General features: G+C 75.9%; 21 protein-coding genes. 9 read left to right on the top strand and 12 right to left on the bottom strand.

Going from position 1 to position 17,543, the window contains the following annotated elements; all coding sequences use genetic code 11:
• Nucleotides 1-60: 60 nt before the first annotated feature.
• Both ACN27A_RS01775 and ACN27A_RS01770 read right to left on the bottom strand, forming a co-directional pair.
• Nucleotides 61-1,485 (bottom strand): class I SAM-dependent methyltransferase, encoded by a 1,425-nt coding sequence (locus tag ACN27A_RS01775; protein ID WP_421449283.1) that lies wholly within the window; start codon nt 1,483-1,485, stop codon nt 61-63.
• A gap of 9 nt (nt 1,486-1,494) precedes the next feature.
• Nucleotides 1,495-1,644: a hypothetical protein gene (locus tag ACN27A_RS01770; protein ID WP_165947858.1), complete on the bottom strand. Its 150-nt coding sequence runs from the start codon at nt 1,642-1,644 to the stop codon at nt 1,495-1,497.
• Between the two features lie 138 nt (nt 1,645-1,782).
• Here ACN27A_RS01770 and ACN27A_RS01765 point away from each other — a divergent pair, with 138 nt between their 5' ends.
• Complete coding sequence (locus tag ACN27A_RS01765) at nt 1,783-2,229, top strand: VOC family protein (protein WP_421449279.1); 447 nt, start codon at nt 1,783-1,785, stop codon at nt 2,227-2,229.
• A gap of 108 nt (nt 2,230-2,337) precedes the next feature.
• Here ACN27A_RS01765 and ACN27A_RS01760 read toward each other — a convergent pair whose 3' ends face one another.
• A complete protein-coding gene (locus ACN27A_RS01760; protein WP_421449277.1) occupies nt 2,338-3,021 on the bottom strand; it encodes a helix-turn-helix domain-containing protein in 684 nt (227 codons plus the stop codon).
• Between the two features lie 37 nt (nt 3,022-3,058).
• Between ACN27A_RS01760 and ACN27A_RS01755 the strand changes: the two genes are divergently transcribed.
• Nucleotides 3,059-3,913, top strand: a complete 855-nt coding sequence (locus ACN27A_RS01755; RefSeq protein WP_421449274.1) for an arginase family protein — start codon at nt 3,059-3,061, stop codon at nt 3,911-3,913.
• A gap of 105 nt (nt 3,914-4,018) precedes the next feature.
• Here ACN27A_RS01755 and ACN27A_RS01750 read toward each other — a convergent pair whose 3' ends face one another.
• From ACN27A_RS01750 to ACN27A_RS01740, 3 genes are all read right to left on the bottom strand, one after another.
• Nucleotides 4,019-5,455, bottom strand: coding sequence for a sensor histidine kinase (locus ACN27A_RS01750; RefSeq protein ID WP_421458345.1), 1,437 nt, complete (start codon nt 5,453-5,455; stop codon nt 4,019-4,021).
• A 28-nt stretch (nt 5,456-5,483) separates the two neighbouring features.
• Complete coding sequence (locus ACN27A_RS01745) at nt 5,484-6,230, bottom strand: response regulator transcription factor (protein ID WP_421449272.1); 747 nt, start codon at nt 6,228-6,230, stop codon at nt 5,484-5,486.
• Between the two features lie 180 nt (nt 6,231-6,410).
• Entirely contained in the window at nt 6,411-6,644 is a 234-nt protein-coding gene (locus ACN27A_RS01740; protein ID WP_327028105.1) for a hypothetical protein, read from the bottom strand.
• Nucleotides 6,645-6,816: 172 nt separating this feature from the next.
• Here ACN27A_RS01740 and ACN27A_RS01735 point away from each other — a divergent pair, with 172 nt between their 5' ends.
• The 3 genes from ACN27A_RS01735 to ACN27A_RS01725 all read left to right on the top strand — a co-directional run bounded on the left by ACN27A_RS01735 (nt 6,817) and on the right by ACN27A_RS01725 (nt 9,605).
• On the top strand, nt 6,817-7,770 hold the full coding sequence (locus ACN27A_RS01735) for a serine/threonine-protein kinase (RefSeq protein ID WP_421449270.1): 954 nt from the start codon (nt 6,817-6,819) through the stop codon (nt 7,768-7,770).
• A 170-nt stretch (nt 7,771-7,940) separates the two neighbouring features.
• Nucleotides 7,941-8,369 carry an OsmC family protein gene (locus tag ACN27A_RS01730; RefSeq protein WP_089000686.1) on the top strand — a complete coding sequence of 143 codons (429 nt, stop codon included), beginning with the start codon at nt 7,941-7,943 and terminating at the stop codon, nt 8,367-8,369.
• 387 nt (nt 8,370-8,756) lie between these two features.
• Nucleotides 8,757-9,605 carry a hypothetical protein gene (locus ACN27A_RS01725; protein WP_421449267.1) on the top strand — a complete coding sequence of 283 codons (849 nt, stop codon included), beginning with the start codon at nt 8,757-8,759 and terminating at the stop codon, nt 9,603-9,605.
• A gap of 40 nt (nt 9,606-9,645) precedes the next feature.
• On the opposite strand, the gene ACN27A_RS01720 is transcribed toward ACN27A_RS01725, so the two are convergent.
• From ACN27A_RS01720 to ACN27A_RS01700, 5 genes are all read right to left on the bottom strand, one after another.
• Nucleotides 9,646-10,176, bottom strand: a complete 531-nt coding sequence (locus tag ACN27A_RS01720; RefSeq protein WP_421449264.1) for an ATPase — start codon at nt 10,174-10,176, stop codon at nt 9,646-9,648.
• A 170-nt stretch (nt 10,177-10,346) separates the two neighbouring features.
• Nucleotides 10,347-10,793, bottom strand: coding sequence for a response regulator (locus tag ACN27A_RS01715; protein WP_421449262.1), 447 nt, complete (start codon nt 10,791-10,793; stop codon nt 10,347-10,349).
• 70 nt (nt 10,794-10,863) lie between these two features.
• Entirely contained in the window at nt 10,864-11,211 is a 348-nt protein-coding gene (locus tag ACN27A_RS01710; protein ID WP_421449261.1) for an STAS domain-containing protein, read from the bottom strand.
• 85 nt (nt 11,212-11,296) lie between these two features.
• On the bottom strand, nt 11,297-12,349 hold the full coding sequence (locus tag ACN27A_RS01705) for a cobalamin B12-binding domain-containing protein (RefSeq protein WP_421449260.1): 1,053 nt from the start codon (nt 12,347-12,349) through the stop codon (nt 11,297-11,299).
• Nucleotides 12,346-14,106 carry a PP2C family protein-serine/threonine phosphatase gene (locus ACN27A_RS01700; RefSeq protein WP_421449258.1) on the bottom strand — a complete coding sequence of 587 codons (1,761 nt, stop codon included), beginning with the start codon at nt 14,104-14,106 and terminating at the stop codon, nt 12,346-12,348. Before ACN27A_RS01700 ends, ACN27A_RS01705 begins: the two co-directional genes overlap by 4 nt.
• A 206-nt stretch (nt 14,107-14,312) precedes the next feature.
• Between ACN27A_RS01700 and ACN27A_RS01695 the strand changes: the two genes are divergently transcribed.
• Both ACN27A_RS01695 and ACN27A_RS01690 read left to right on the top strand, forming a co-directional pair.
• Complete coding sequence (locus ACN27A_RS01695) at nt 14,313-14,699, top strand: STAS domain-containing protein (protein WP_421449255.1); 387 nt, start codon at nt 14,313-14,315, stop codon at nt 14,697-14,699.
• A 58-nt stretch (nt 14,700-14,757) separates the two neighbouring features.
• On the top strand, nt 14,758-15,102 hold the full coding sequence (locus ACN27A_RS01690) for an STAS domain-containing protein (RefSeq protein WP_421449253.1): 345 nt from the start codon (nt 14,758-14,760) through the stop codon (nt 15,100-15,102).
• Nucleotides 15,103-15,175: 73 nt separating this feature from the next.
• Here the strand turns inward: ACN27A_RS01690 and ACN27A_RS01685 are convergent, their stop codons facing one another.
• Nucleotides 15,176-15,490 (bottom strand): hypothetical protein, encoded by a 315-nt coding sequence (locus ACN27A_RS01685; protein ID WP_151454803.1) that lies wholly within the window; start codon nt 15,488-15,490, stop codon nt 15,176-15,178.
• A 213-nt stretch (nt 15,491-15,703) separates the two neighbouring features.
• Here ACN27A_RS01685 and ACN27A_RS01680 point away from each other — a divergent pair, with 213 nt between their 5' ends.
• Nucleotides 15,704-16,684 (top strand): DUF2267 domain-containing protein, encoded by a 981-nt coding sequence (locus tag ACN27A_RS01680; protein WP_421449251.1) that lies wholly within the window; start codon nt 15,704-15,706, stop codon nt 16,682-16,684.
• A gap of 62 nt (nt 16,685-16,746) precedes the next feature.
• Complete coding sequence (locus ACN27A_RS01675; RefSeq protein WP_421449249.1) at nt 16,747-17,541, top strand: spermidine synthase; 795 nt, start codon at nt 16,747-16,749, stop codon at nt 17,539-17,541.
• Nucleotides 17,542-17,543: the final 2 nt, after the last annotated feature.

Below are 17,543 nucleotides of genomic sequence, written 5' to 3'. Positions count from 1 at the left end.
CCCGACGGCCCGGCACCCGACGGCCGGTGGCCGCACGTGCGGTCCGGCGGGGGCGCCGGCTCAGCCACCCACGACCGCCGCGTAGAGCGTCCGGGTGCCCGAGGGCAGGTCGAGCCGCCGCGCGATCCGGCAGCGCGCGGCGAGCAGCCGCTCGAACTCGGCCGGCCGGTAGTCGGGGAAGAGCCCCTCGGGCTTGTTGGCCAGCAGCCGCCGGGCCATCGGGTCCTCGGGATGGACGAACTCCACCACCACCCGGGCGCCCGGGGCGGCGAGCCCGACGAGCCAGTCCAGCACCTCGGGCAGCGGCACGTTGCGCCCGATCGCCAGGTGGTGCACCACGGCCAGGGCGAGGACCGCGTCCGCCTCCACCCGGTCCGCGAACGAGGCCCGCTCGACGCCGCGCCAACCGCCGCCGGGCGACGGGTCGGCGAGATCCATCACCAGGGGGAGGATCCGCCGCTCCCCCGCCGCGCGCAGGTCCCGGTAGAACTCGTCGACGACGCCCGGGTCCTGCTCGACCGCGACGACGTAGTCGGCGTGCCGGGCGGCGAGGCGGGCGTACCGGCCGTCGTTGGCGCCGAGGTCCAGCGCCAGGCGGGGCCGTGGTCCGTCGGCCAGCGCCTCGGCGACGAAGCGTTCCTTCGCGGCCCGGTCGTCGGCGGTGTACGCGCAGGTGCGCTGGTAGTCGACCCAGTGGCTGGCCGTGCGGCGGGGCTCCAGCCGCCGGACGAGCTTCTCGATGCCGCGTACGGTGGCCAGCGCCAACTCCCGCGAGTAGCCGGCGGCCCGCAGCTGCGACCGCACGTCGGCGGTGCTGGCCCGGGCGTTGCGCCGCTGCATGGCGCCGTGCAGGTGCACGTGGGTGGGCACGCCGGGCAGCAGCCGCCGGACGCCGCCAAACAGCCGGCGCATCTGCTCGGGCTCGATGCCGTCGACCCGGGCGCGCAGCCAGGGCTGGAAGTCCAGCCCGAGGTGGGCGCCGAGCAGCAGCGGGTAGAGCAGCGTCTGGCAGAACTGCCGGTAGCCGGCCCAGGGCTCGCCGTCGCGGGCCGGGGTGAACGAGCCGACGTCGATGAACATCGGTTCGGCGCCCCGCCACTGGAGGTTGTAGGCCGACCCGTCCTTCGTGGTGAACCCGGCCGGCAGGGCCGCCCGCAGGATCTCCAGGTGCAGCAGTGCCGCGTCGCGCAGCATGGTGAAGGACCACTCGTACGGGTGGGAGACGAACGGGATGCGCTCGTGGCGCAGGACGGCGGCCCACCGGTCGGCCGACGGCACGGCCGGCGACTCGACCGCCTCGGTGCCGCACACCTTGCCGGCGGCGAGCAGCGGCGGGAAGAACTCGCTGGCGGTCAGCGCGCGCCACTCCCCGGCGGCCTGCTCGTCCAGCCCGCGCAGCACGTCGCCGTCGAGGTGGAAGACCCGGTTGGCGGGGTCGCGGAAGGAGCCTGGCTCGGCGCGCAGGCCGGTGCGGGAGTTCGCCATCGGCCGGGGTCAGCGCTGGTCGGTGGGCTGGCGGCGGAACCGGTCGACCAGTCGCCGCCAGTAGAGCTTGGCCGCCACCGCGGCGCCGGCCACCCCGCCGACCACCGCCTGCACGATCAGGCTGCCGGACCCCGCGTCCAGGTAGGCCAGGTGTTCCACCGACCGCTCCTTTCCTCGCGTCTCGATGTCGGCGTACGCGGGCAGGATCCTTGAGGGATTTGCCCGTAAAGCCGGACTTGTCTGACACGCTACGCCGATCGTCCCGGTCGTGAAGGGCACACCCGACACTCCGCCCGGTTGTCCGTTTCGTTCAAGACGGGCGCCGGGAGCCTCCCTACGGTGGGAGCCATGGCACCCAGACTCGATCTCATCGGCATCGTCAGCAGCGACCTGTCCCGCTCCCTCGCCTTCTACCGGCGGCTCGGCCTCGACATCCCCGCCGACGCCGACACCGCGCCGCACGTGGAGGTCACCCTGCCCGGCGGCATCCGGCTGGCCTGGGACACCGCCGACACCGTCCGCGCGTTCGACCCCGACTGGAAGCCCGGGGGCGGCGGCGGGGCCAGCCTCGCCTTCCTGTGCGCCGACCCGGCGGAGGTGGACCGGCTCTACGCGGAGCTGGTGGCCGAGGGCCACGAGGGTCACCTGCCCCCGTGGGACGCCTACTGGGGCCAGCGGTACGCGGTGGTGCTCGACCCCGACGGCAACGGCGTGGACCTGTTCGCCCCGCTCGCCGCGAGCTGAACGCGGACCGGCCCCGCCGGACACCGGAACTCGACCCGTCGGGCCTCGTGGGCGATCGGAAACGCGCGGAGCGTCAGCGGTAGCCCGGCCGGGAAGATCGCCGAGGGTTCAGCGCAGCAGGGCGGTCGGCGGGACGCCGGCCAGGTCGCGCACGTCGCGGGTCAGGTGGGCCTGGTCGGCGTAGCCGCAGCGGGCCGCCACCTCGGCCAGCGGGGTGCCGGCGCGGGCCAGCGCCAGCGCGCGCCCCATCCGCAGGATCCGGGCCAGGGTCTTCGGGCCGTACCCGAAAAGGTGCTGGCAGCGGCGGTGCAGGGCGCGCGGATCGAGGCCGGTCCCGGCGGCGGTCGCGGTAACGCTGGCGCCGGCGGCCAACGCGGCGACGACCCGGGCACCGATCGGGTCGGGGCCGCCGGCCGCCCGCAGCCGCCGGACGGCGACCTCCGTCAGGACGTCGGCCGGGGCCGCCTCCGCCCGTTCGGCCAGCCGCGCGACGTCCCGGTCGCCCCACAGCTCCGCCAGGGGAACCCGCCGGTCGCGCAGCTCGACGGCCGGTACGCCGAGCACCGCCGGTCCGATGCCCGGCGGCAGCCGCAGCCCCACCCAGCGCTCCGGCGGCCCGCCGCCGCTCAGGTGCGCGGTGCGGTCCGGCCCGGCCACCGTCAGCCCGCAGCGGCTCGACCAGAGCAGGTCGAGGCAGCCGTCGGGGAGCACCCTGGTCGGTGCGGCGCCCGCCGTCGTGGCGCTGGTCCAGAGCACCGCGCCGGCGAACCCGGCCGGACGTTCCCGGTACATGCCGCCCAGCCTGCCACGGCCGGGCTAGCCTCCGGGTGTGCGATGGTCGGTGCTGGACGCTCCCCTCGACTCCTCCGGACGCGGCCGGGGCGAGCACCGGGCGCCCGCCGCACTGCGGTCCGCCGGGCTGCTGGGCCGGCTGGGCGCGGCCGACGCCGGCGCGGTCGACGCCCTGATCACCGACCCGGTACGGGACCCGGAGACCGGGGTGATCGGCGTCGACCAGGTGCGCCGCGCCGGCCGGGCGATCGCCGCCAGCACGACGACGCTGATCGGCTCGGGACGGCATCCGCTGGTGCTCGGCGGCGACTGCGCGATCCTGCCCGGCATCCTGGCGGGGCTGCCCGCCGGCTTCGACCTGTGGTTCCTCGACGCCCACCTCGACTTCGAGGACGGCCGCACCTCACCCACCGGTGAGGCGGCGGACATGGACCTGTCGATCGTCACCGACCACGGCCCGGCGGGGGTCCTCGACCGGGAGGGGCCGCTGGTCGACCCCGACCAGGTGCACCTGCTCGGCCACCGGCCGCTCGACCGGGCCGCCACGGACGGGAAGGAGGCCTCCCGGATCGACTCCGCCGTCCACCTGGTGCCGGCCACCCGGCTGCGGGGCGCCGACGCGGCGGCGGTGGGCCGGGATCTCGCCGTCGGTACGACGCCGGCCTGGCTGCACCTCGACCTCGACGTGCTCGACCCGCTGGTGCTCCCGGCGGTCAGCTATCCCGAGCCGGACGGGCTGGACTGGGCCGACCTCATCGCGCTGGCCCGACCACTGGTCCGCTCGGGTCGGCTGATCGGGATGAGCGTCAGCGACTTCAACGCCGACGAGGACCCCGACGGGCGGCACGCGGAGCGCGTCGGGCAGGCGCTCGCCGAACTGCTGGCCGACTGACCGTCGCCCGTCCGGCCCGCCCGAACGGTCACCGCGGCGCCGGCCCGTCGCGCGGCCCGCCCGACGGTCACCGCGGCACTGGCCGGTGGCGCGGCCCGGCACGGGTCACCCGCCGGAGCTGGCTCCCGGCAGCCGGACGGTGAACACCGTCCGGCCGGGCCGACCGTCCAGCTCGACCGTGCCGTGGTGGGCCTCCACCACGGCGGCCACGATCGCCAGGCCCAGGCCGGTGCTGCCGTGTGCCCGGGACCGGGAGCTGTCGCCCCGGGAGAAGCGTTCGAACACCTCGGCCCGCAGCGCCGGCGGCACGCCCGGCCCGTCGTCGGCGACGCCGAGCACGGCGACGTCGCCGTCGACCCGCAGGGTGGTGGTGACCGTGGTGCCGGGCGGGGTGTGCACCCGGGCGTTGGCCAGCAGGTTCGCCAGCACCTGGTGCAGCCGGGCCGGGTCGCCGGGGACGCGGACCACGGTGTCCGGCAGGTCGAGCCGCCACCGGTGCTCCGGCCCCGCCACGTGCGCGTCGCCGACCGCGTCCACCACCAGCGCGGACAGGTCCACCGCCTCGACCACGAGCGGCCGGCCCGAGTCGAGCCGGGCGAGCAGCAGCAGGTCGTCGACGAGGCGGGTCATCCGGGTGCTCTCGGACTCGACCCGGCGCAACGCGTGGGCCACGTCGGGCGGCACCTCGTCCCGGCCGCGCCGGGCGACCTCGGCGTACCCCCGGATGGCCGCGAGCGGCGTACGCAGCTCGTGGCTGGCGTCGGCGACGAACTGGCGTACCCGGGTCTCGCTGGCCTGGCGGGCGGCGAGCGCGGCGCCGACGTGCCCCAGCATCCGGTTCAGCGCCGCGCCCACCTGCCCCACCTCGGTGCGCGGGTCGGTGTCGGCGGCCGGCACCCGCACCGACAGCGCCACCTCGCCGCGGTCCAGGGGCAGCTCGCTGACCCGGCCGGCGGTGGTGGCGACCCGGCGCAGCGGGCGCAGGGTCGCCCGCACGATCAGGGCACCCGCCCCGCCGGCGACGAGCAGCCCCGCCGTCGCCACGCCGGCCTGCGCGGCGACCAGCCACCAGACGGTCTCCGACACGCCCGACAGCGGCAGGCCGAGCACCCGCACGGTCCCGCCCGGAAGCTGGCGCGCCACCACCCGGTAGGCACCGCGCTCGCCCAGCTCACGGGTGCGGGGCCGGCCGTCGGTAGGCAGGTCCGCCAGGCCGGCCAGGTCCCCGGCGGGGACGGCGCGTTCCTCCCGGTCGGCGAGGGTCCAGGCCCGGACCACCCGGCCGTCGGTTACCTCGGCGGCGACGGTACCCGGCGGGAGGCCCCGGGGAATCCGGGCGTCCGGCCCGAAGGGTGGCGCCTCGAAGGGCGACGGCACGCCCCGACCGGGACCGGCCCGCATCGGCGTCAACTGGTCGTCGACGCGGTCGATCAGGAACTGCCGCAGCGCGACCGTGGTGATCCCGCCGATGGCCACGCTGACCAGGGCCAGCAGGGCGACCAGGATGACCACCAGGCGCGTCCGCAGCGACACCCCGGCCAGCCGGTGGCGCAGCCGGCCGGCGGCCCGCTCACTCCGCCGGCCGGAGGACATACCCCGCGCCGCGCAGCGTGTGGATCATCGGCTTCCGGCCCGCGTCGATCTTCTTCCGCAGGTACGAGATGTACAGCTCCACCACGTTGGCCTGGCCGCCGAAGTCGTAGTTCCAGACCCGGTCGAGGATCTGCGCCTTGCTGAGCACCCGGCGCGGGTTGCGCATGAGGTAGCGCAGCAGCTCGAACTCGGTGGCGGTGAGCGTGACGGGGCAGCCGTCGCGGCGTACCTCGTGGCTGTCCTCGTCGAGGCTGAGGTCGCCGACGGTCAGCACCGCGTCCGGGCGGGCGGCGACGGCGAAGCCCGAGCGGCGCAGCAGCGCCCGCAGCCGGGCGATCACCTCCTCCAGGCTGAACGGCTTGGTCACGTAGTCGTCGCCACCGACGGTCAGCCCGGCGATCCGTTCCTCCACCGCGTCCCGCGCCGTCAGGAAGAGCACCGGCACCGTCGGGGCCTGCTCACGCAGCCGGCGCAGCACCTGGAAGCCGTCCAGGTCGGGCAGCATCACGTCGAGCACCACGGCGTCCGGCCGGAACTGCCGCGCCGCGTTCAGCGCCGACGCGCCGTCGCCCGCCGTACGCACCTGCCAGCCCTCGTAGCGCAACGCCATCGACAGCAGGTCCGCCAGGGTCGGCTCGTCGTCGACCACCAGCACCCGCACCGGCTCCCCGTCGGGGCGGCGCAGCTCGATCCGGCCCGCCCCGACCTGCCCGTCCGTCACCATGGCCCCCATCGTGCTCCGGGCCGCTGTGCCCGGCTTGTGCGCCACCTGTGCCCCCGCTGTGTGCCGGCCGCGCCGTCCGCCGCCGGGCAACCGGGCGACCGGGACGTGGCGGTGGTCGTCGTCGCCGTGGTGGCCCGGCCACGACCGCTGGCCGCCCCGCCCGACGGGCGACGGGCCAGCTCACTCGGTCATGCCCACCGGGTAGGTGTGCACGAAGCGCATCGTCCAGGTGCCGCCGCCGGTGGGCTGCTCGCGCTGGTAGAGGTGGTCCGGTCCGCCGGCCGTGGCCGGCCCGGCGCCGTCGGGGTGACGCAGGATCCAGTGCGCGGGCGGGGAGCCGTCCGGCTCGGCGGGCACCGCCCGGACCAGGTCGTGGGCCGGGCCGCCGACGAAGCGTACGGTCACCTCGCTCATCCGCGCGCCCGCCTTCCCGCAGTCCCGCCCCGGCAGCGGCCCTGGCTCGCAAGCTACCGCAGCGGTGGGTGGCCCCGCCCGGATCCGGCAGCGGTTTGCCCTGATCGGAGGTCGGGTACCGCTGCCCTGGGGACCTGTCGAGGGACGGGCCAGGAGAAGCAGGGAGCGGTCGATGAGAACGCTGGACGGGCGATACCGGCTCGAACAGCGCATCGGCATCGGCGGCATGTCGGAGGTCTGGCGGGCCCACGACGCGGTGCTGGACCGGCCGGTCGCGGTGAAGGTGATGTCCCCCGGGCAGGAGGGCCAGGACACCTCTGTGGAGCGCATCCGCGCGGAGGCCCGCTCCGCCGCCCGGCTGGTGCACCCGAACGTGGCCTCCGTGCACGACTTCGGCACCTGCGGGCCGGGCCCCGAGGGCCAGCTGCCCTACATCGTCATGGAACTCGCCGAGGGCGAGACGCTGGCCGCGCACCTGCGGGCCGGGCCGCTGGACTGGCGCATCGCCGTACGGGTCTGCGCCGAGGTGAGCGCCGCGCTGGCCGCGGCGCACGCGCACGGCATCGTGCACCGCGACGTCAAGCCGGCGAACGTGATCCTGACCCCGGCCGGCGTGAAGGTGCTCGACTTCGGCATCGCCACCCCGTCCGGCACGCCGGACCGGTCGCCGGAGGGGATGGTGGTCGGCACGCCCGCCTACCTCGCGCCGGAGCAGCTGGAACGGGCGCCCGTCACACCGGCCGCCGACATGTACGCCCTCGGCGTCCTGCTCTACTACTGCCTGACCGGGCGGCTGCCGTACCAGGCGGGCACCACGACCCCGACCCAGCTGCTCGGCGCGCGCCGTCGGCAACCGCCGCTGCCGCTGCCGGAGATCGAGGGGCTGCCGCCGGAGGTGGCCGACCTGTGCGCGAGCTGCCTGGCCGACGACCCGGCCGACCGGCCGTCCAGCCTGATGGCGGCCCTGCTGCTGGCGGAGGCGGTGGACGCCCGCGTGTACGTGCCGCTGGGGCAGCCCATGGCGCCACGACAGCGCGGCGGGTCGATCTCGCCGTGGACCGAGCGGGCGGCGGCCGAGGCGACCGAGGCGGCCCCCGTTCCCGACTGGTCCACCCAGGCCCGCTGAGCCTCCTCCCACGCTCCGGTCAGGCCGGCTGAGCCTCCTTCCACGGCCCGGCCAGGCCGACGTCGTGGGGGCCGCTTCCGTCCGGCGTCCTTCGGGCCGCCCACCTCCTCGCCCGCGTTTCACCGTCCGGGGGCCGGGTAGCCGGGCGGGTGAGCGACGGGAGGAACGCGATGCCGGAATCGAGCTCCTGGCTGAACGAGACGGCCACCGCGACCGCCGAGGGCGGCCACGTACGCACCGACGACGGGAGCCTGTCCACGGCCCTGGCGTCCCCACTGGCGCCGCACTGCTCGGGGCTGACCCCGGAGCAGCTGCTCGCCGCCGCCTTCGCGTCCTGCCTGCACCACGCGGCGGTGGAGGCGGCGGGCGAGATCACCGACGAGGCGCACACCGTGCAGGTACGCGCGGAGGCGAAGCTCGGGCGCGACGACGACGGCCGGTACCGGGCCGACGTGCACGCCTCCATCTCGTCGGCGGGGCTGAGCCGGCAACAGCTGGCCGAGCTGGTCGAGCACGCGGACCGGTTGTGGCCCTTCTCCAGCGGCGACGGCAGCCGGCACCGGCTCACCGTCACCCCGGCGGAGAACGGCCGACACTGACCCGGCCTGCCGGCAGTCCCTGCGACGCGCGGCAGCTCCACCACCACCGCCGGCAGCTCCAGCACTCACCGCCGCCGGTACGACCCGCACCACCGCCGCCGGTACGACCCGCACCGTCGTCTCAGGGCCGACGTGCGGTCGGGCGGGTGGCCCACGGTGGCCTCCACCGTTCGGTGGAGGCGCGGCGGCGGCCCGGCGCCCGAGCCCGCGATCGGCTCTCCGCCCGCTTAGCTATCCTTAATCGGATATATGCGAAAGAGGCGACAAGGGCGGTTGGCGGCATTGATGGCCTGCCGGGGGTAATCGGTCCGCAGATCGGCGCAAAATGTGGCGCATGCCACCAACCAGGCCGATGGCAAGACGCGCCCGCCTTTCTAGCCTCGGCGGGTGCACCCCGACGATCCCCTCGACCAGAAGCTGACCCAGGATCGCCCGGCCGCCCGCCCGGGCGATCCCGCCTCAACCGAACGGACGACCGGCCGTCATCGCGCCGCGCAACGGCAGCGTGGCGGCGGCCGGGCCCTGCTCTCCTCGACCCCCGTCCGGGTCGCGCTCGCCACCGGCGTGACCTGCTGCCTCGGCGTGGCCGCGTTCGCCGGCACGCGCGAGGACGCCGACGCCGCGCGGGAACCCGTGGCCGAGGCACTGGCCGAGCGGGCCGTCGACGACGACCGCGCCTCGCGGTCCCTGGACCGGGCCGTCTCGCCCTCGCCCTCCCCCACGCTCAGCCCCAGCCCGACGCCGAAGCCGACCCCCTCGGCCACCCGCAAGGCCCCGCGCAAGCCGGCCCCGCCACCCCGCCCACGCCCGGTCGCCGGGCTCACCCAGGCGCAGATGGACAACGCCAAGATCATCGTCGACGTGGGCGCCGAACTGAAGATGCCCCGCCGCGCCATGGTGGTGGCCGTGGCGACCGCCATGCAGGAGAGCCGGCTCTACAACCTCGCCAGCGACGTGCTTCCGGAGTCCAGCCGGTACCCGCACCAGGGCAGCGGCTCCGACCACGACTCCGTGGGCCTGTTCCAGCAGCGCCCGAGCAGCGGCTGGGGCACCGTACGCGAGCTGATGCGCCCGTCGTACGCCGCGCGGGCCTTCTACGAGGCGCTGCGGGACGTCCCGGGCTGGCAGCAGATGAGCGTGGCCGGCGCCGCCCAGGCCGTGCAGGTCTCGGCCTTCCCCGACGCGTACGCCCAGCACGAGGGCCTGGCCACCACGGTCGTCGCCGCGCTGACCTGACGGCGGCCGGCTGACCGCGCCGGTCCCGGGCCGGAGAGGGTCAGCGGATCCCGGCGCGGCCGCCCGGCGGCTCGCTGGACGCGTCCGCGCCGCCCCGGGCGATCCGGGTCGCCGGCACCCCGGCCGCGGCGGTCGGAGTGTCCGCCGGGACCGGCTCGACGGTCAGCCCGTCGAGGATCCGGTCCACCCGGGCCTCGCGCCTGCGCCGGGCGTACAGCGCCTCCTCGAAGTCCCGGCGGGCCTGCACGGCCTCGGCGTAGACGCGCTCGCGCACCTGCCGGGCCTCCTCCCGGGCCGCGTCGAGCTCGACCCGCGCCCGGGCCAGCAGGTCGACCGCCTCGCGATCGGCGTCGTACGCGCCGCGCCGGGCCCGGTCCGCGTCGCCGAGGTCCAGCCGTTCGAGCAGGCCGCGCAGTGCCGTCGCCTCGTCCCGGATCTCGTCCCACTCGCGACCGGCCCTCGCGGCGCCCTCCGTCCGGGCGGCGAGCCGGGCCAGCCGGACGCCGATCTCGTCCAGGCAGGAATCGACCTGCCGCTGGTCGTAGCCGGTCTCCACGACGCAGAACCTCATACTGTCGCCCCCCAGGCAGCCGGTGGTTTCCTTCCCCACCCTGGATCCTCGGCGCTGGGGGCGGCAGCGGAGGGGCTTCGGGAAAAATGTTCACCATGCGGACGCCCGCAAGGCCGGGCGCGCGGGGCACCGGCGCGCGACCCGGCGGGGACGATCCGCCCGGGGGCGCCTCAGGAGCGCTTCGGGAGCACGACCACCCGGCCGAAGAACTCGTCGATCCGGCGCACCACGTCGTTGAAGTCGTCCAGGTCGATCGGCTTGGTGACGTAGGCGTTGGCCTGGAGCGTGTAGCTGCCCACGATGTCCGTGTCGGCGTTGGAGGTGGTCAGCACGACGATCGGGATCGTGCGCAGGTCCTCGTCGCTCTTGACCTCGCCGAGCACCTGGCGCCCGTCCATCCGGGGCATGTTCAGGTCGAGCAGGATGACGTCCGGCCGCCGGGCGTCGGCGTGCCGCCCCTCGCGGCGCAGGAACTCCATCGCCTCCTGGCCGTCGCTGACGACGTCGATGACCTTGTCGACGTCGGAGTCCGCGAGGGCCTCCTCGATCATCAACACGTCGCCCGGGTCGTCGTCCACCACCAGGATGCGAACCGGACTCGGGGTGTCTGCACCCATCACTACCTGCTTCGGGTCGGTGGAACGGAGAATCGCGAGGCGCTCTGTGCCGGCGGGGAAATCTAGCCCATCAGCCGGCGGACCGCGCCGTCGGGTCGGCCCTGCCGGACTCGTGCCGCAGCACCTCGGCCAGCCCTGTCACCTGGAGCACGCGGTCGACCCGGCCGGTGGCGCCGGTGATTCGCAGCCACCCGCCGTCGGCGGCGACCCGGTTGTCGCCCCTGACGAAGGCGGCGATGCCGGTGGAGTCGCAGAAGGTCAGCTCCGTCAGGTCCACCAGCAGGCGGCGCTCGCCGGCGTCGACCAGCCGGTCGATGGCGGCGTTGAGCTCGGGCGCGGTGCTCAGGTCGAGTTCGCCGGCCAGTCGCAGGCGCGTCGTCCCGCCGTCGCGGTCGGCGTACGTGACCGTGAACGTCACCCCTGGACCCCCTCGCTCCACCGCAGGCGGATGCTTGCAGTGTGGCAAGTATAAGCAGGGGCGCCCGACACGGCCGCACCGGCGCTCATCGCGCCCCGGAGTCACCCGCCCTGGCCAGGGACGACCGCGCCGCCCCGAGGAACCGCGCGGCGCGGGGAAAGTCGCGCAGGACCCGCCCGTAGTGTTCCAGAGTCGACCCCAGGGCGGGGGCCGGCACACCCCGACTGGTGAGGATCTCGACCAGCCAGTCGACGAACTCGGTGAACAGCGAGCCGTCGTCGACGTAGAGCGCGGCGGCCAGGAAGTCCACGATGTAGCCCAGGTCGCTGACGGTGGAGTCCAGCTGACTGGGCGTGTAGTCACGCGTCCCCGGGTCGTGTTCCCGCAGGTCCGCCAGCGCGCCGTCGATCAGCTCGCCGCGCCGCTTGAGCAGGCTGGTGTACTCGTCGTCGGCCAGGTGGCTCAGCTCCGCCGGCGGGACGCGGCGCAGCGCGCGCTCGTCGGCGATCAGGTTCGCGGCGGTCGGGGCGTCGGGCGCCCAGGCCACACCGAGCCGCCGGGCCCAGCGACCGTCCGCGCCGAACCCCCGGCCCCCCACCACCACGGGGACGTCCACGCGCCGGCACGCCTCGATCATGCGGTGCGCGTGCGGCAGGCGCATCGGCAGCGCACAGGCGAGCGCGACCGCGTGGGCGTCGTGCCGGTGCAGGTACGACACCAGGTGCGGGGCGGGGACGCTCGCGCCGAGGAAGGTGACCTGCCAGCCCCGCAGCCGCAGCACCTCGGCGACCAGCCGGGGCGGCAGGGCGTGCCACTCGCCGTCCATGCAGGCCACCACCACCCGGCCCCGCGTCGGGCGCGGGTTCGCGTACGCGGCCACCGCCGCCACCACGCGCTCGCTGATGTGCGTCGCGGCGTGCTCCTGGGCGACGCTCCACTCGTTACGTGCCCACCGCTCCCCCACCTCCGCCTGCGCCGGGGCGACCAGGTCGAGCAGGACGCGCTCGGCGGGCACGCCGGCCTCGAGCAGGCCGGTGGCCACCTCGATGGCGGCGTACTCGTCCGCCTCCTGGAGGCAGTCCAGGTATCCGGGCCAGGCGCCTGCCGGGGTGGCGTCGGCGGTCGGGGCGGCGGTCACGGCCGGGCCTCCCTCGCCTCGGCGGCGCCGCTCGCGTCGGGCACCGCGTGCAGGTGCCTGGCCGTACGCCCACCCGGACCGGTCGCGCGCAGCGCGAGCACGGCGATGTCGTCGTGGTCGCCGTGGGCCAGCCAGTCGCAGGTCACCTGCTCGACGCGCTCGGCGAGGGCGGGCGCGGGCATCCGCTGGCAGCCGGTGACCGCGTGCACCAGCCGCTCCGTGCCGAACTGCTCGTTGCCGCGGCGGCCCCCGCGGGCCTCGGTCACCCCGTCGCTGTAGAGCAGGCAGGTCTCGCCCGGCTCCAGCCGGACGGTCACCTCCCCGATCCGGGGATCGGGGACCACGCCGACCAGCATGCCCGACAGCGGGACCGGCTCGACCTCGCCGGAGGCGCGCAGCACCAGCGGCGGCAGGTGCCCACCGCCGGCCAGGGTCAGGGTCAGGCCGCCCTCGCGGTGCGCGCGGACCACGCCCAGCACCATTGTCGCGAAACGCCCCTGCCCCTGCGCCTGGCTGGTCTCCAGCAGCGCGTCGTTGAGCAGCTTCAGCAGGCGCCCCGGCTGCGACTCGACCCGGTGCAGCGCCTGGAGGCACTGACGCAGCTGGCCGGTGAAGACCGCCGCCTCGACGCCCTTGCCGGAGACGTCGCCCAGGAAGAACACGGAGCCGCCGTCGGCCAGCCGGTGCGAGCCGTAGAAGTCGCCGCCGATGCGCAACCCGGCCTGGGCCGGCCGGTAGGCGGTGCCCCACTGCACCCCGGTCGCCTCGGCCGGCTCCACCGGCACCAGGCTCGCCTGGAGCGTGTCGGCGACCTCGGCCTGGTCGCGGTAGAGCAGCGCCGTGGTCAGCGCCGCCCCCGCCCGGGCCGCGAAGGCACGGGCCAGGTCCACGTCGGCCTCGTCGTACCAGCGCTCCACGCGCCGCGCGACCAGCAGCACGCCGGCCGGGGCGTCGCGACCGGGCAGCGGCACCACCCGTACGCAGGCCTCCGTCGCGGTCAGCCCGGGCAGCCAGCCGGCCTCCGCGGCCTGCTCCGCCAACCAGTCGAGGGTGTGCGGTTCCCCGCCGTCCAGCCCCTCGGTGATCGCCGCGGGCAGGTCGACGGCGGGCAGGATGCCACTGTCGACCACCGGGGCGTCGTCGTCGCTGCGGGCGGCCCGCCACCAGCGCGCCCGACCGGAACGGGGTGCCAGCACCAGCACCGCCACCTCGGCCAGCGTCGGCACGGCGAGACGGACCACCGCCGCCGCGGCCCGGTCCGGGTGCAGGGGATTGCCGAGCTTCTCGCCGACGACCGCCAGGAACGCCGAGCGGGCCCGCTCGGCGAGCAGGGCGTCGGCGCGGGTGACGCTCTCGGTGACGTCCTCGACGTACCAGCAGCAGCGGGCGGCGGACAGCGGCACCCGGCGCACGCGCAGCCGGCGGTCGCGGTGGGTGAACTCGCCGTCGGCGGTCAGCCCGGCAAGGTTGGCCGCCACGAGCAGCTCGCCCGGGGTGACCTCGGGCAGCAGCCGCTCGGCCACCGGGCTGACGTGCCGGACGACGCCGTGCGCGTCGCAGACGACGAGACCCTCGCGGAAGTGCTCGACGACCTCGGACCAGTCGGGCGCCGCGTGCTCCCGGTCGGCCGCCAGTGCGGGGAGCGCGGAGGCCGGGCGTGCCGGGGCGCCGCCGGACCACGCCGGGGCCCGTGCGGCACTCGGCGTGGAGACCCGCCCGTCGCCGGGATCTGAGTCCCGGACGTCCGCAGCAGTCACCGGCTGAGCCCCACTCCTTGTCGAAACCCGTACCACCGGGAGGCAGCACAGGTGGTCGGATCTCTCGCACCCACCCTACGCCCGTGTGCCGCGAACGCCACCCGACGCCCGTCCTGCGGTCGGCTGTCGCGTGCCGGGCGGGACCTGCCGGGGATTGTTACGATCCCCTCACCCCGTCCCTCGGCGGCCTGCGGAAAGGCGTGATCGTGCTGTCTCACCGGAGCCAACCCGAGTCGACTCCGCTGAGCATGGAAGTCGACCGGTCGGATCCGGCCGCACCACTCATCCGGGTGGGCGGCGACCTCGCCTACACCACCGCCGGGCCGCTGCGCGCCGAGGTCGACCGGATCCTCGTCGACGCGCCGCCGGCCCTCGTCCTCGACTTCGCCGGCCTGCTCTTCGTCGACAGCACCGGCCTGGGAGTGATCGTGCACGCGTGGCGCGAGGGGCAGCAGCGCGGCACCGCCCTCCGGCTGTGCGCCGTGCCCCGGTTCCTGGCGACGATCCTCGACATGACCGGCGTCACGGGCCTGCTCGCCCGGCCGCTCGGCGAGGGCCTGGCGGCGACGGAGGGCGCCGCTGGCACGGCCTGACGCGCTCCGCCCGGCCCCCCGGCTTTGCACCCGGGCCCGCGGCTGGGAACATGGGCGCATGGCCGCGCAGCTGTTGACCATCGAGGTGACCCGGCTCGACGCCGGGCGCGCCCGGCTCCGGCTGGCCGGTGAGCTGGACTTCGACACCGCCCCGGAGCTCGTCGCCGCCGCCGCCGAGCTGCGCCGGGACGGCTACCAGGAGCTCCTGTTCGACCTGAGCGCGGTCAGCCTGTGCGACTCGTCCGGGCTCAGCGCGTTCCTCACCGCCCATCACGACGGCACGGGCGCGGTCCGACTCACCGGGGTAAATCCCCAGCTCCAGCAGTTGCTCGACCGCACCGGCCTGACCGAGCTGCTGGCGGTGGAACGCGGCAGCGACGGCGCCGCCCGCCGGGCGGGCTGAGGCCGGCCGGGCTCCGCGCGGGCGAGGGGTGGCCCCCGACCCTGGGACCAGGGGCCGGGGGCCGGAGTGAGGATCAGGGTGCGGTGAGCGGTTGCAGCCGGGGCCCGGTGGTCCGCCGCTGCCCCGTCGTCGGCGGCTCGGCGTCCTCCGGCGGCCCGGAATCGGGCGTCTGGAAGAGATAGCGGACGAACACCCCACCCGCCTCGTTGTCGTCCGCCCCGGGCCACTGCCCGATGCAGTCCACTCCGACCACCTCACGACCCGAGCCGTCGCCCTCCTCCAGCAGCGCCCACAGGCTCACCGGGTAGCAGCGGGTGTCCTCGGGCGAGAGGCGCCAGCGGGCGTACCAGCCGGGTCTGGCGGGAACGATCTCGACGATCCTCTTCATCACGACCTGTCCTTCCGCGTGCTCGGAAGTTCTCCGGTCCGCTGCGATCGTCGGCTCCCGCCGGGTGACCGCCCCTCACCCCCGCCGGATGAAGCTGTTCCGCCGCCCATCCGGGCGTCACCGGCCAGGCCGTCGGCGTCCGTTTCGGTGCCGGCGCCGACGGGAAGGCGACCGGCGGAAGTGAGGGAACACCAGCGGAAGCGAGGTGTCACCATGCGCAAGCAGATGGAGGGCGACAACCAACGTCGCCGCGCGCTGGCCCGCCAGGCCCGTGAGCGCGGCATGCAGGCCAGCGAGACGGGGGCCAGCCTGAGTGCCTCCAAGCAGCTCACCCACCTGGAGCAGGGCAAGCGCGCCGGTCCGCCGCCGGCCGGCAGCCGCCACAAGCCGGACAGCACGCGCGGTGGGCCCGCGCCGCCACCGGCGGGCGTCCCGGAGTCCCCCCGCCCCCTGCCCGACCGGGGCTCGGGTGCGCCGGAGGGGACCCCGCTGGGCTACCACGCGCTGGTCGACGACGTCGTACGCCGTACCGGCACCGACTTCCGGACCGCCAAGGTGGGCGTCGAGTCGACCGTGCTGGTCCTGGCCTTCGCCCTCGGCGAGGCGGAACGCCGGCGGCTGCTGGCGGCGGTGCCGACGAAGCTGCACGACGTCCTGCCCGTGGACGGCATCAGGCGAAGCCCGGACCTGCCCGGCTTCCTGGCCGAGGTGGGCCGCATCAGCGGCCGTACCCCGGAACAGGCCCGCTACCAGGCGGAGGCGACCGTGGCGGCGCTGGCCGACCACGACGGCGACCTGATCGAGTCGCTGCACGTGCCGGACGGCCTGCGTGACCTGCTGGAGCCGCCGTCCGTCGGCGGCGGGGTGGTCGGCGCGGCCAGCGCGACGCCCCCGCTGAGCGACACCGACCTGCGGGAGGCGCTCAGCGCGCTGCCCTACTGGTCCGGCGACGGTGAGGCGCTGTCCCGCACGCTGGAACTGCCGGCGGACAACCTGGACCGGGTGCTGGACCGGATCGACCGGCTGCGCCGGGAGACCGGTCGCGGCCCGCGCATCGGCCGCCCCGACCCGGGCACCGCCGTGCTGACCGTACGGTCCCGGCAGGCCGGCGCGGTGACCGCGATGGACGTGGACCTCGCCCACGCCGTCGACGACGCGATCGACGAGGCGGGCGCCGGGATGGCGACCGGCTGACCGGCGTACGGGCCGGCGGACGTCCACCCGCCGGCCCGCCCCGGCTCGGCTAGCCTGCCGGGGTGGACCCCTCCGACGCGCCCCGGCTGGAGCTGGTCGTCGACCCGGCCCGCCCCACCGGGCGTACGCTCCTCGCCGCCGGCGTGGAGCAGTCCTACGTGGACGTGGCCGACCCCCGGCACCTGCACTTCGAGTACGTGCGGCGGATGGCCGCCGTGGCCGACCTGGCGGCGCCACCCGGCCGGCCGCTGGCCGTGCTGCACCTGGGCGGCGGCGCGCTGACCCTGCCCCGCTACATGGCCGCCACCCGGCCCGGCTCGCCGCAACTGGTCGTGGAACGCGATCCGGCCGTGGTCGACCTGGTGGCGCGGGAACTGCCCGCGCCGCCCGCCGGCGTCGACGTACGGGTGGCCGACGCCCGGGACGCGGTGACCCGGGCGCCCGCGGCCGGCTACGACCTGGTGCTCGCCGACATCTACCGGGCGGCGCGGATGCCCGCCCACGTGCGCAGCGTCGAGTTCGTCACCGAGGTGGCCCGGACGCTGCGCCCCGACGGCTTACTCCTGGTCAACGTGACCGACCTGCCGCCGCTGGTCTTCGCCCGGGTCCAGGCCGCCACCCTGCGGGCGGTCTTCGCCGACGTCTGCCTGGTCGCCGACCGCCGGATGCTGCGCGGGCGGCGGTACGGCAACCTGGTGTTCGCCGCCGCGCTGCGCCCCGGGCGGCTGCCGGTGGCCCGGTTGACCGCGCGGGCCGCACGGGATCCGGTGCCCGGCGGGGTGCTGCACGGGCCGACCCTGGACGCTTTCGTCGCGGGCGCCCGTCCCGCCACGGACGCCGCCCTCGCCCCGCGCTGAGA

The sequence above is a fragment of the Micromonospora sp. WMMD737 genome, assembly GCF_049179055.1.
Lineage (GTDB): Bacteria > Actinomycetota > Actinomycetes > Mycobacteriales > Micromonosporaceae > Micromonospora > Micromonospora reichwaldensis.
The sequence above is the reverse complement of the archived record's forward strand: the minus strand, read 5'-3'. Positions and strand labels throughout refer to the sequence as shown.